This window comes from Ruminococcus sp. (assembly GCF_017650195.1).
Classification (GTDB): Bacteria; Bacillota; Clostridia; order Oscillospirales; family Ruminococcaceae; genus Ruminococcus.
This window is the reverse complement of the sequence record NZ_JAGCFH010000182.1, coordinates 1-11,631: the sequence shown is the minus strand read 5'-3', so window position 1 is coordinate 11,631 and position 11,631 is coordinate 1. Positions and strand designations below refer to the sequence as shown.

General features: G+C 45.5%; 15 protein-coding genes. 11 read left to right on the top strand and 4 right to left on the bottom strand.

Annotated elements, in window-relative coordinates:
* Positions 1-2: 2 nt before the first annotated feature.
* From J6U00_RS08535 to J6U00_RS08510, 6 genes are all read left to right on the top strand, one after another.
* Positions 3-272, top strand: coding sequence for an ACT domain-containing protein (locus J6U00_RS08535; RefSeq protein WP_173458826.1), 270 nt, complete (start codon positions 3-5; stop codon positions 270-272).
* Positions 273-290: 18 nt separating this feature from the next.
* Positions 291-1,649 carry a PFL family protein gene (locus J6U00_RS08530; RefSeq protein ID WP_296581000.1) on the top strand — a complete coding sequence of 453 codons (1,359 nt, stop codon included), beginning with the start codon at positions 291-293 and terminating at the stop codon, positions 1,647-1,649.
* Between the two features lie 273 nt (positions 1,650-1,922).
* Positions 1,923-2,888 carry an aminoglycoside phosphotransferase family protein gene (locus J6U00_RS08525; RefSeq protein ID WP_296580998.1) on the top strand — a complete coding sequence of 322 codons (966 nt, stop codon included), beginning with the start codon at positions 1,923-1,925 and terminating at the stop codon, positions 2,886-2,888.
* A 415-nt stretch (positions 2,889-3,303) separates the two neighbouring features.
* On the top strand, positions 3,304-3,741 hold the full coding sequence (locus J6U00_RS08520) for a hypothetical protein (protein WP_296580996.1): 438 nt from the start codon (positions 3,304-3,306) through the stop codon (positions 3,739-3,741).
* A gap of 11 nt (positions 3,742-3,752) precedes the next feature.
* On the top strand, positions 3,753-4,103 hold the full coding sequence (locus J6U00_RS08515; RefSeq protein WP_295080376.1) for a metalloregulator ArsR/SmtB family transcription factor: 351 nt from the start codon (positions 3,753-3,755) through the stop codon (positions 4,101-4,103).
* Between the two features lie 3 nt (positions 4,104-4,106).
* Positions 4,107-4,919 (top strand): amidohydrolase family protein, encoded by an 813-nt coding sequence (locus tag J6U00_RS08510; protein ID WP_296580994.1) that lies wholly within the window; start codon positions 4,107-4,109, stop codon positions 4,917-4,919.
* A 367-nt stretch (positions 4,920-5,286) separates the two neighbouring features.
* On the opposite strand, the gene J6U00_RS08505 is transcribed toward J6U00_RS08510, so the two are convergent.
* The 3 genes from J6U00_RS08505 to J6U00_RS08495 all read right to left on the bottom strand — a co-directional run bounded on the left by J6U00_RS08505 (position 5,287) and on the right by J6U00_RS08495 (position 7,252).
* Entirely contained in the window at positions 5,287-6,177 is an 891-nt protein-coding gene (locus J6U00_RS08505; protein WP_296580991.1) for a prohibitin family protein, read from the bottom strand.
* Between the two features lie 258 nt (positions 6,178-6,435).
* Positions 6,436-6,633, bottom strand: coding sequence for a hypothetical protein (locus J6U00_RS08500; RefSeq protein WP_296580990.1), 198 nt, complete (start codon positions 6,631-6,633; stop codon positions 6,436-6,438).
* A gap of 52 nt (positions 6,634-6,685) precedes the next feature.
* A complete protein-coding gene (locus J6U00_RS08495) occupies positions 6,686-7,252 on the bottom strand; it encodes a DUF1836 domain-containing protein (RefSeq protein ID WP_296580989.1) in 567 nt (188 codons plus the stop codon).
* Between the two features lie 474 nt (positions 7,253-7,726).
* On the opposite strand from J6U00_RS08495, the gene J6U00_RS08490 reads away from it, so the two are divergent.
* The 3 genes from J6U00_RS08490 (at position 7,727) to ruvX (ending at position 10,001) form a co-directional block, all read left to right on the top strand.
* Positions 7,727-8,497 (top strand): dihydroorotate dehydrogenase electron transfer subunit, encoded by a 771-nt coding sequence (locus J6U00_RS08490; protein WP_296580988.1) that lies wholly within the window; start codon positions 7,727-7,729, stop codon positions 8,495-8,497.
* Complete coding sequence (locus tag J6U00_RS08485) at positions 8,497-9,408, top strand: dihydroorotate dehydrogenase (RefSeq protein ID WP_296580987.1); 912 nt, start codon at positions 8,497-8,499, stop codon at positions 9,406-9,408. The genes J6U00_RS08490 and J6U00_RS08485 overlap by 1 nt, the downstream gene beginning before the upstream one ends.
* Before the next feature lie 164 nt (positions 9,409-9,572).
* On the top strand, positions 9,573-10,001 hold the full coding sequence (ruvX, locus tag J6U00_RS08480) for a Holliday junction resolvase RuvX (protein ID WP_296580986.1): 429 nt from the start codon (positions 9,573-9,575) through the stop codon (positions 9,999-10,001).
* Here ruvX and J6U00_RS08475 read toward each other — a convergent pair.
* Positions 9,994-10,167: a hypothetical protein gene (locus tag J6U00_RS08475; protein ID WP_296580985.1), complete on the bottom strand. Its 174-nt coding sequence runs from the start codon at positions 10,165-10,167 to the stop codon at positions 9,994-9,996. The genes ruvX and J6U00_RS08475 overlap by 8 nt on opposite strands.
* A gap of 93 nt (positions 10,168-10,260) precedes the next feature.
* Here J6U00_RS08475 and trmL point away from each other — a divergent pair, with 93 nt between their 5' ends.
* Together trmL and J6U00_RS08465 are read left to right on the top strand one after the other, a co-directional pair.
* Positions 10,261-10,758 carry a tRNA (uridine(34)/cytosine(34)/5-carboxymethylaminomethyluridine(34)-2'-O)-methyltransferase TrmL gene (trmL, locus tag J6U00_RS08470; protein ID WP_296580984.1) on the top strand — a complete coding sequence of 166 codons (498 nt, stop codon included), beginning with the start codon at positions 10,261-10,263 and terminating at the stop codon, positions 10,756-10,758.
* A gap of 13 nt (positions 10,759-10,771) precedes the next feature.
* On the top strand, positions 10,772-11,631 hold an 860-nt coding region (locus tag J6U00_RS08465), incomplete at its 3' end, for a DegV family protein (RefSeq protein ID WP_296580982.1).

Below are 11,631 nucleotides of genomic sequence, written 5' to 3'. Positions count from 1 at the left end.
TTATGAGAGCAGTCGTAACTGTTATTGGTAAGGACACCGTAGGTATCCTTCATAAGGTAAGCGGTATCTGCGCTGAATACAATGTAAATGTTATAGAGGTGACACAGAGCGTTTTGCAGGATATGTTCGCTATGATAATGCTTGTTGATATTTCCTCTATAAAAGGTGATTTCTCGGAGCTTGTTGACCGCATGACAGCACTCGGCACAGAGCTTGGCCTTTCTATACACACAATGCATGAGGATATATTCAACTCAATGCACAGCGTCTAATGAAAGGAAGTCCGCTAAATGCTTAACGTATATAATATACTTGAAACTATCCGCATGATACAGGATGAGTGCCTTGATATACGTACTATCACTATGGGTATATCTCTCCTTGACTGTATCGACACGGATATAGACAGAGCCTGCGAGAAGGTATACAATAAAATAGTATCAAAAGCCGGCAAGCTCGTTCCTGTGGGTCAACAGATAGAAAAGGAGTACGGCATACCTATCGTTAACAAGCGCATCTCCGTTACTCCTATCGCTATACTTGCTGCTGCCTGCCCAGACGGTGATACAGTAAAGTTTGCAAAGGCCCTCCAGAGAGCAGCCGACACCTGCGGAGTAAACTTTATCGGTGGTTATTCGGCACTTGTACACAAGGGTTTCAGCGCAGGAGATATGGCTCTTATAAAGTCTATCCCAGAGGCTCTTGACGTTACTCAAAATATATGCTCATCCGTAAATATCGGCTCCACAAAGTCAGGTATCAATATGGACGCTGTAAAGCTCATGGGACAGATAGTCAAGGAAGCTGCAATAAAAACCGCTGACCGCGACTGCATAGGTCCTGCAAAATTAGTTGTTTTCTGCAATGCCGTTGAGGATAACCCATTCATGGCAGGAGCCTTCCACGGCGTGGGCGAACCTGACTGCGAGATACACGTAGGTGTTTCAGGTCCTGGAGTTGTACGTGCAGCACTTACAAAATACCCTGACGCTTCCATAAATGAAATTGCGGATATAATCAAGAAGACCGCGTTTAAGATAACACGTATGGGTCAGCTGGTAGGCGCTAGAGCCTCCGAACTCCTCAGCGTACCATTTGGTATAGTTGACCTCTCACTTGCTCCCACACCTGCCGTAGGAGACAGTGTTGCTCATATTCTTGAAGAAATGGGTCTGGAAATGTGTGGTACTCATGGCACTACAGCGTGCCTTGCTATGCTCAACGATGCTGTAAAGAAAGGTGGCGTTATGGCTTCCTCTACAGTCGGCGGACTTTCGGGTGCATTCATCCCCGTATCCGAGGACGCAGGCATGATAGACGCGGCAGTAGCAGGAGTTCTCAGCCTTGAAAAGCTTGAAGCCATGACGGCTGTATGCTCTGTTGGACTTGATATGATAGTTGTACCCGGCGAGATATCTCCCGAGACTATCTCCGCTATTATCGCCGACGAAGCGGCTATAGGCATGGTAAACTCCAAGACCACCGCGGTACGCCTTATCCCTGCTATCGGCAAGAAAGAGGGCGATACCCTCGAGTTTGGCGGTCTCCTCGGAAGCGGACCTGTTATGCCGATACGCGAGAAGTCGCCTGCCAAGTTCATCAACCGCGGCGGTCGTATCCCTGCACCTATGCAGAGCCTTAAAAATTAGGCAGCATTACGCTGCACCTTGCAATGTTGCCGCTCATAAACTCGCTCATTATTATCAAAATCAATAATCGTACATCACTTACAGTATGTTATGCGGCAAAACAACAAAAATCAATCGTAGGGGCGGATATATCCGCCCCTTTAATTTCCTGCTGAACTGCGAGTGAACGCAGTTCGCCCATACAGTACGTTTATGTTGCTTGCATCACTTATTGCGGGCGGCGGAACGCCGATCCTACACCATGCACTAATCACTTAAAATAGGAGTGGTACTATGGATATCTGCTATATACCCACACTTTTCGGGCTTCCTGAAGCCAACAGCTTAACAGAGCTGTCGACAGGACACATAAACAAGACCTTTCTTGCTGACTGCGGAAATAAAAAATATATCATGCAGTCGCTGAATAGCTCTGTTTTTTGTTCTCCACAGGCTGTTATGCAAAATATAAGCCGTATCGAAGCGGCTCTTGAGAATGTACCGGATATTGCTGTCCCGCATTTTATCGCCGCAGGCGATAAAAATTACACGGTTATCGAAGGAAGAATATGGCGTATTTACAGTTATATTACGGCAAACTCGAACGTCTTGGCTGATGCCGCAGCAGCGGGACGTGCATTTGGTACTTTTATAAGAGTTATGGAAGGACATGAGCTGGACAAAACGCCAGCTATAGAGGGATTTCATGACTTTGACCGCTATTTTTCGAAACTTGCAGCCCTGAACAGAACAGATCGCTGCACCCTTGCTGCACTGGACAGGCTCCGTGATACTCTCGGGCAGGTCTTTACGGGCTCGCTGAAAAAACGTGTGATACACGGTGACGCAAAGCTGGATAATATCATAATTAGTAATACTCTAACTATCATCGACCTTGACACAGCCATGTATGGCTATGCAGCCATAGATTTCGGTGACCTTATACGCTCGGTATCCCGCGGAAAGGTCATTGATACCACTGCGGTCAGTGATATAACTATTGGCTTTGCGCAGGGACTTGCCGGACTTCTCAGTGCTGATGAGGTCAAGTCCCTGTACTACGGCATATTATGGCTCACGGGTGAACTTGCTATGCGATATCTTGCCGACTCTCAGAGAGAGGTGAAATACTTCCGTGGAAAGAGCTCTTCAGAATGCCTCTCACGTGCCGAGGAACTGCTGAGGCAACTCGATATGTTCAAAGCTCACAGTGATGAGATCAGAAAAATAATATACTCGAATATGGAAAAAACATACTGAACAAGTCCGCTTTTTTATTTTAAGAAACAGCTGTATTAAGTTTCCAGCTTGGACTTAACATTATCTCCAGTAAACAAAATCCATTCTGTCTGACTTATACTTTTTACGATCATAATCACCACGCATGACACTCAGTTCACACCATTATGAAATAACGGTATGACCAGCCTCCCTGACGCCGCCGAGATAACTGTATATTTTTCATAAAACTCGTCTATTTCAATGTTTGTATCCACATATAACGTACAGTAAGTATCGAATTCCATATCTTAATTTTCTGCTCTATTGCATTTATTATTCCACTATCCTTATAATTAGTCAAGCAGAACTTTCTCTACGCTCGCTTGAATTATTTACATTTGTGTGTTATAATAGTAAAAAGAATAATTTGTCTACGGTCAGGGGGGGGATAGTCGTGGAATTCATACTCGTTTTAGCCGTTATTGCTGTGCTTTGCCTTGTTATAGGCGTTAAGCCCATATATCTACTGGCTGCGGCAGCAGCCCTCCTCGGAATTATCTACATCCTTTCCCTGCTTCTTCTGATGGTCTTTTTTGTTCGTATGCTCTTTGCCCAAAAGCACAAGGCAGTGTTTTCACGCATAGATAAAAGTCCCAATAGCCGCTTTAAGGTCGCTTATTATACCGTTGACGGTGTGGAATACCCCAATGTTTTCCCAGAAGAGGGCTTCATGCAGAACAGGCTCTACAGAAGTGATAAAAGCTATACTGTATTTCTTGCAAGAAATAAAAAATTCGTTTTCGATAAATTCTCATGCGCCACCTGCACTATCGGTTCTGTACTCGGTATCGTCACGGCTCTGGCGGCAGTTATCATAATAACAAGGATATAAGGAGGCACTACATGGAAGAGCATATATGCGGCACTCACGGAGTGCATAAGGATATAGTTGATAAGGTATCAAAGGTCATGCCCGACGAAGCCAAGCTCTATGAAGCTGCGGAGCTTCTTAAGGTCTTCGGTGACGCCACCAGAATAAGAATAATATTCGTACTCTGTCAGAGCGAGATGTGCGTCTGTGACATCGCTAGGCTCCTCGGTATGACGCAGTCCGCCATATCCCACCAGTTGAGAGTGCTGAAACAGGCTCGCCTCGTCAGCTCACGCCGGGACGGAAAGACTATATTCTACTCCCTCTGCGATGATCATGTAAAGACTATATTCTATCACGCTATGGAGCACGTAATGGAGTAATAAATGAAGTACTTTGATTTTCATGTTCACGCTTTTACTGACGAGCTCGCAAGCCGCGCGCTCTCAGGACTTGCCGAGACAAGTGGCATATCTCCTGCAACGGACGGAACTATTACAGGACTTCGCAGAAAGCTTGAACAAAACGGCATAGACCGTGCCTTATTGCTTCCTGTGGCTACAAAGCCCTCACAACAGGCTACTATAAACAACTGGGCTGCCTCTGTCATGGGAGGCGGTCTTTTCTGCTGTGGTACGGTACACCCTGACGCCGAAGACGTCATATCAGAGGTGGAAAGGATAAAATCCATAGGGCTGTGCGGAGTGAAATTCCACTCGGAATATCAGAAATTCTGTCCCGACGAGAAGAGAATGTTCCCGATATACGAAAAAATACAGGAGCTCGGGCTCTTTGTGATCTTTCACGGCGGATGGGATCCTTATTCAGAAGATATAATAAGAGCCACCCCCCAGAGCTTTGCAGCTGTGGCAGACACATTCCCAGAGCTAAAAATAATAGCCGCACACCTTGGCGGCTTAAAATTATGGGACGACACGGAAAAATATACCGCAGGAAAATATGACAACATGTGGTTCGACATCAGTGTAATATCGCGCTATATCAGCGATGAACAGCTTATGCGCGTGATCCGTATGCATGGAGCTGACAGGGTCCTCTTCGGCAGCGATTGTCCTTGGGACGAGCCTGCAAACGAGATAGCAATGATAGAAAGGCTCCCTCTCACAGAATATGAAAAGGAGTGTATTTTCTACAGAAATGCAGAAGAGCTTATGTACCCCTACATAAGCTCTCCTTAATCCCCCTGTTAAGTTGTGAAGAGATGCCCAATACATCCCTCAGAGACCCAAATCAAAATGTCTCTGCTTTTTCAAGAAAACCACCGCATTTTGTGCTTTGCCTTGCGGCAGGAGTGATCGTTTACCCCCGATCACCCCTATATCATGGCATATTATGTCGCTTTACCTGCGTCTTATATCAACTGTCTACCCCTGTGCAGCCCGTCTCCCCAGACTGCTGCACTTTTTTAATGCGAAGCTTTCCCATAAAGCAGCTTCGGATCCCTACCTTGGTCAGATGAGTACTCTCTATCTCCGCCCCCCGACGGAGATAGAGATATTTTATGCCGCTCCGAGAGCAGCCAACCTATCCCCGGAATTATTCATTTCAGTTTGAAGTAGCCGTATTCGGCGCTGTATCATCTATATCAACATCTATAAGCAGTCCACCGTCGCTGCCTGTAACTTTAGGCATTACGCCGTTCCATTTCTGAATCTGCTCGTAAGCGATGACCTTGCTTGAAAGAGACTCTTCAAGGAGCTTGTTCGCCTCAGCCTGAGCATTTGCCTGAGCGAGTATAGCCTCTGCCTCGGCATTTGCTGCAATGACCTTTTTCTCAGCCTCTGTCTTTGCGACTACCTTAGCCTGTTCCTGCTCTGTCTTGGTCTTGAGCAGATTCTGCTCGGCTACCTGCTTTGCCTCGATAGCTTCGTTGAACTCCTTTGAGAAATCAAAATTCACTATATTAAATTTCTCTATGTAGATGCCGTAGCCATTGAGCTTTTCGTCAAGTGAAGCCTTTACTTCATTGCTTACAGACTCACGCTCTGTTATGAGCTGTTCTGCATTATACTTAGCTGTTGCAGACTTCATACACTCCTGTACCACAGGCATCATAAGTATTGTTTCATAATCCATGCCCGTATCTTTGTACATCTTAGGAGTCATATCCGAAACAAGCCTATAGTTTACAGCTATGGTGCTCTTTACAGTCTGGAGATCCCGAGATACCGCAGAAGCGTCTGTCTGATACACCTGTATCTTGTTTGACATCTTTTCTACCGTCTGAATAAAGGGAGCCTTAACATGAAAACCCTCAGACAGAGGATTACTTGATACCTCACCGAGTGTGAGTACCACTCCCGTATGACCTGCAGGAACTATTGTAAAGGCATTTGCAGCAATAAATAATGCAACAAGTGCCGCTATGAGCCATTTTAAACCCTTGAAGCTCATCTTCTTCGGAGCATTACTAAGCTCTCTTACATTTACACTCATAATTATTCTCCTTTTATTTGCAAAGATAGTATTTTCCGTCGTTCGTGACAGATATTACGTTTCGCCTTATCATATGTACTGTCAGAAAAGGAAACGCATAAGGATGTAGCAAGTCAAGCTCATCAAGTCTCTTTGCAGTGTCGGCTGAATAAGCATTTGCTTTCATCAGTGATCTTATAACTCTTTTTTTCCTTATAAGGAATACATGTGGTACGAAAAAGCCCATATCTGTTCGCCTCTTTTAATACTTCTTATGCTTTAATTTTTGTTAAGATAATATTTTCCGTTTCCCGTAGCTGATATCACGTTGTCGTACAGCAGTTCAAAGGTGGCTTCGGGATTATAAATGCCCATTTCATGAAGAGTCTTGGCACTGTCAGCCGAAAACGCCTTTGATACTTCAAAAAGCTTGATTATTTTTTTCTTGCTCATTAGTAATGCAGTTACAACATTCATTTTCAAAACCTCCCATAATTCTATACCACGTATTGTTTACCCCAAAATAACATCACATTTCGTCGAGTATCACTTCAAGCCCTTTTTCCATTTCTGTTCTGAGATAACCACTTCTGTAGCCCATAACCATAACGTACATCGCTTTTCTGAGCTTGTCGGCATCTAAGATATCCTTGTTGTTCTCAGCGATCTCGTTAGCTACAAGGCTCCTGATGTGCTCGCTGTCGAACGCCCCCTCGTCCTCAGCTGTAAAGATTATCCGGCAGAGTATATCATAGAGCAGTATATCATCAATGATATCGTCCGCAGTGTCCTCAACATCACCGTTGATGTAATGCATCAGATTTGCAATATCCTCCAGCTTCATAGCCTTGCGGAGCATATTGATAAGGAGTATTCGGAGTATCTGCTTTTCAGAATACTTCTTTCCCTTTGTGGCTGCGACCCACCCCCTCTTGATCCAATTCTGGATTGTTGTGCCCTCAAGACCTGTAAGCTTTGAGAGCTGTGAGAGCGTAAGTCCGCCAGTTGCTTCAAGCACTGGAGAAATAAGCGAAAATGCAGATTCTCTTGCTTGTTCAGTGAATTTCATTGTCGTACCAGGTATCAGTCTATTCATAGTCTTTAACTCCTCTCTGATGATGATATGATTATAGCACAAGTTCACTTGAACCGCAAATCTTGTTTTTGAATGATTTCAGGATTTTTTGAATATTTTTTTGAATTTATCATCATATTTCATTGTATTTTAGCTTTTTTCTCTTTTTTTCGTATTGGTCCAGCCAATCAATATATACTATATTAAAAGTGACAAAACCTTGCCTGTTGCAATTTTTAACCGCATATGTTATAATAGTATAAATGCTTAGTGATTAGTATATCTGTAGTGGACGGCGCTTTCGTCGTCCAAAAAATATAGTATTTAGGGGCTGAAACCTAACAGGCACCCGTCCCCTCTGTCAGCTTTACTAACATCTCCCTATACTATAGGGAATCACCCACATCAGCCTATATAATGATAAAACTGACTTGGCGATGAAGGCATCGCAACCTACAAGCTAATGGTTAACGGCTTAAATCAAGGGAGGTAAATATGAAATATATTCAGGGTCAATACCAGATCACAGAAAAAACTGCTATCGCCCGTGAAATATACAGTTTCACTATTTTCTGCCCCGGTATCGCAGCAGCTGCCTGTCCGGGACAGTTCGTACATATAAGAGCAAAGGGCTTCACTCTCCGCAGACCCATATCTATCTGCGGTATCGACAAAGAAAAAGGCACTCTACGAATAGTATTTGAGATACGCGGCGAGGGCACCTCCGAAATAGCTAAGCTTAACAAGGGCGAGCTTATTGATATGCTAGCTCCCCTCGGTCACAGCTTCACTACAGATTCCGACTATAATAAGGTAATACTTATAGGCGGTGGTATTGGTACTCCGCCTATGCTCCCCCTTGCAAAGTTCTACGGCAGCAGAGCTGTAGCCATAAGCGGCTTCAGAAACGCTTCCGCAGTGATATTACAGGATGACTTCCGCAACACTGGCGCCGAAACTATTCTCTGCACCGATGACGGCTCAGCTGGTATACACGGTTTTGTGACCCAGCCTCTAGTGGAACTTGCCGAAAAAGGTAGGGTCGACGCGGTATATGCCTGCGGTCCTATACCAATGCTCAAGAGTGTTGCCGATATATGCAGGAGAAACGATATATTCTGCGAGATATCTCTTGAAGAGCGTATGGCTTGCGGTATCGGTGCCTGCCTAGGCTGTGCCTGCCGTACGATCCGTAACGACGAGGAATACTTTGCTCACGTCTGCAAGGACGGTCCTGTATTCAATTCTGAGGAGGTGCTTTGGTAATGGCTGATCTTTCCGTAAAAGTTTGCGGTGTTGACTTCAAGAACCCTATAATCCCTGCATCCGGCGTTTTTGGCTACGGCAGAGAGTACGAGGAGCTCTTCCCGCTTGACAAGCTTGGCGGTATCGCTACAAAGGGCACTACCCTTCATCTCCGCACAGGCAATCTCGCGCCGAGAATAGCCGAAACCCCCTCTGGTATGCTCAATTCCGTAGGTCTCCAGAATCCTGGCATCGACCATTTCATAGAGACCGAACTCCCCTATCTCCTCACAAAGGATCTTGTGGTACTTGCGAACATAGCAGGCTCAACTCCCGACGAATGCGCTGAAGTAGCAGCAAAGCTTGAATCCACAGACGTCCATATCATAGAACTGAATATCTCCTGCCCCAACGTAAAACAGGGCGGAGCGGCTTTCGGTACGAGCTGCGAAATGGCGGCTGAAGTCACGAAAAGAGTCCGCTCGGTCACAAAAAAGCCTCTTGTGGTTAAGCTCTCTCCCAATGTAACGAGTATTGCGGATATTGCAAAGGCTGTTGAAGCCGCTGGCGCAGACGCAGTTTCACTCATAAATACTCTCCTCGGCATGAGGATAGACATAAACACAGGCAGACCAATACTCCGAAACAATGTAGGCGGCATGAGCGGTCCTGCTGTATTTCCCATAGCTGTGCGCATGGTATGGCAAGTGGCAAATGCAGTAAATATCCCCGTTATCGGAATGGGTGGCGTGTCTTCGGGACGTGACGCCATAGAGCTCATGATGGCAGGAGCTTCCGCAGTACAGGTGGGAGCTGCCATATTCACAGACCCTTATACTCCTGTAAGGATAGTTGAGGAAATGAACGAATGGCTGGATAGCAAGGGCATTGATTCTGTCAAGGATATTATCGGCAAAGTAAAGCCTTGGTAAAACATAATTTTGCTCCGCAAAATTATGTTTTACATGAGTATTTATTAGAGAGCAAAATCGGCTTCGCCACTATAATAATGGGTGCGCCCTGTGCGCCTCAACGATAGGATAACGACTCAAATCAAAATTTAGCAAAGCTGAATTTTGGTTAATCGGAGGTAACAATGATAATAATGTCAGTTGACTTCGGCGACGCAAGAACGGGTATCGCAATCTGCGGAAAAAGCGAAATGATAGCTTCTCCCGTCACCGTCATCGTCGAAAAGGACTTCGTTAAATGTATAGAAAAAACTGCTGCTCTCGCAAAAGAACAGCGTGCGGAACAGATAGTTGTCGGCTATCCTATGAATATGAACGGAACAGTCGGTGAAAGAGCCGAAAAATGCAGGCTCTTCGCCGAAGAGTTGGAAAAGCTCACAAACTGTCCCGTTAAGCTCTGGGACGAGCGTTGCACCACAGTTTCAGCCCATAATGCGCTGAATGTCACAAATACCCGTGGCAAAAAACGAAAGGCGGTAGTTGATGCTGTGGCGGCAGTCCTCATACTCGAGAGCTATCTCGGTTTCAGACGCAATTCGGGAGAAGCTACATAATTACCGACTTGATATCGTCAAGAAGGCTGCCTGCAGCTTTAAGTGTCTTTCCGGCATTGCGCTTTATGCTCATTTTCTTCATAGGACGGGCATTGGAAAGCGCATAGCAGACTAAGCCCACCACAGCTCCCGCAGCCACTCCCTTTGCAAGGGATCTATAGTTCATATCTTATACTCCGTAATAGTTATTGTCCGCAGTGCGGACGATATTATTATCTTACTCCCGGGATAAATTATTCCGTTTCTGAAAAGGTGAAATATGCATAACCTGAATATCGTCCTTGTAGAACCGCAAATACCGCAGAATACCGGGAACATCTCCCGTACATGCGCTGTTACGGGCGCAAGACTGCACCTTGTCCGGCCCCTCGGCTTCGAGGTCAGCGACAGGCAGCTAAAACGCGCCGGTCTGGACTACTGGGACAAACTCGACATAACATACTATGACAGCCTCAGCGATTTTTTCATAAAAAATAAGGAAGGACACTTCTTTTACTATACCACAAAAGGAAAGCATGTCCACAGCGACGCGGAATTTCCAGATAATTCCTTTCTCGTCTTCGGACGTGAAGACAAGGGACTTCCCGAATCGCTTCTCCATGATAATCCGGAAAGCTGTCTGCGTATACCTATGCGCAATGAACTGCGCAGCCTGAACCTCTCAAACTCCGTCGCAATAGCGATCTATGAGGTGCTCAGGCAGTGGGATTACCCCGATCTTTCCCGTGAGGGAAAACTTACTCAATATACATGGTAAAGGAGATATTAATATGTCTAAGATCGTATTACTTACCGATTCATGCTGTGACCTGCCAAGAGAGATTGTTGATGAGCTGGGCATAAAGGTCCTTCCGTTTACTCTTACAGTGGGTGGAAAGAACTTCAAGGAAATGTTTGACATATCGACCCAGGAATTCTACAAACTACTCGATGAGGCTGACGAGATTCCGAAGCATTCACAGATATCTCCAATTGCCTTCGAGGAAGCCTACAAGGAACTCTTCGATCAAGGCTACACCGATATCATCAGTGTTTCCTTAAACTCTCTGGGATCTGGTACCTTCAACAATTCCATAATGGCAAAGAACGATTTCTTCGAGAACAATCCAGAAGCCAAAGACAAGCTCCGCATTTTCAACCTTGATTCCAAGTGCTATACCCTTTTCTACGGCTATCCCGTCATGGAAGCCGCTAAAAAGATACGCCGCGGAGCCGATGTAGAGGAAATAATCGCCTACCTTGAGGACTGGTTCAGTGTCAGCGCAGTCTATGCCGTTCCATTCAACCTTAAATATGCCAAGAAGTCCGGACGTATATCCGCCGCAAAGGCTTTTGCCGGTGAGCTCCTCGGACTGAAGCCTGTCATACTCTTTGCCGACGGCACCACAGAGACGGTGGACAAGATAAGAGGCGAGAAAAATATCGTTCCAAAGCTTGTAGAGATAATCGAAAAAAATATGACTCCGCAAACTCCTTACATACTCCTACACGGCAGAGACGATACCGTGGCAAAGGAAGTTGAAAAGGAGCTTGCAAAAAAGACCGGCAGAAAAGCTGAGATGACAGGCTGCATAGGAGCTGTGGTCACATCAAATATCGGTCCAGATCTTGTTGCCATAGTTATTAGGCG

Bases quoted from the DNA above. Each gene is read 5' to 3' on its own strand.
- J6U00_RS08535 (WP_173458826.1), top strand. From the start codon at position 3: ATGAGAGCAGTCGTAACTGTTATTGGTAAGGACACCGTAGGTATCCTT.
- J6U00_RS08530 (WP_296581000.1), top strand. From the start codon at position 291: ATGCTTAACGTATATAATATACTTGAAACTATCCGCATGATACAGGAT.
- J6U00_RS08525 (WP_296580998.1), top strand. From the start codon at position 1,923: ATGGATATCTGCTATATACCCACACTTTTCGGGCTTCCTGAAGCCAAC.
- J6U00_RS08515 (WP_295080376.1), top strand. From the start codon at position 3,753: ATGGAAGAGCATATATGCGGCACTCACGGAGTGCATAAGGATATAGTT.
- J6U00_RS08510 (WP_296580994.1), top strand. From the start codon at position 4,107: ATGAAGTACTTTGATTTTCATGTTCACGCTTTTACTGACGAGCTCGCA.
- J6U00_RS08505 (WP_296580991.1), bottom strand. From the start codon at position 6,177: ATGAGTGTAAATGTAAGAGAGCTTAGTAATGCTCCGAAGAAGATGAGC.
- J6U00_RS08500 (WP_296580990.1), bottom strand. From the start codon at position 6,633: ATGAATGTTGTAACTGCATTACTAATGAGCAAGAAAAAAATAATCAAG.
- J6U00_RS08495 (WP_296580989.1), bottom strand. From the start codon at position 7,252: ATGAATAGACTGATACCTGGTACGACAATGAAATTCACTGAACAAGCA.
- J6U00_RS08490 (WP_296580988.1), top strand. From the start codon at position 7,727: ATGAAATATATTCAGGGTCAATACCAGATCACAGAAAAAACTGCTATC.
- J6U00_RS08485 (WP_296580987.1), top strand. From the start codon at position 8,497: ATGGCTGATCTTTCCGTAAAAGTTTGCGGTGTTGACTTCAAGAACCCT.
- ruvX (WP_296580986.1), top strand. From the start codon at position 9,573: ATGATAATAATGTCAGTTGACTTCGGCGACGCAAGAACGGGTATCGCA.
- J6U00_RS08475 (WP_296580985.1), bottom strand. From the start codon at position 10,167: ATGAACTATAGATCCCTTGCAAAGGGAGTGGCTGCGGGAGCTGTGGTG.
- trmL (WP_296580984.1), top strand. From the start codon at position 10,261: ATGCATAACCTGAATATCGTCCTTGTAGAACCGCAAATACCGCAGAAT.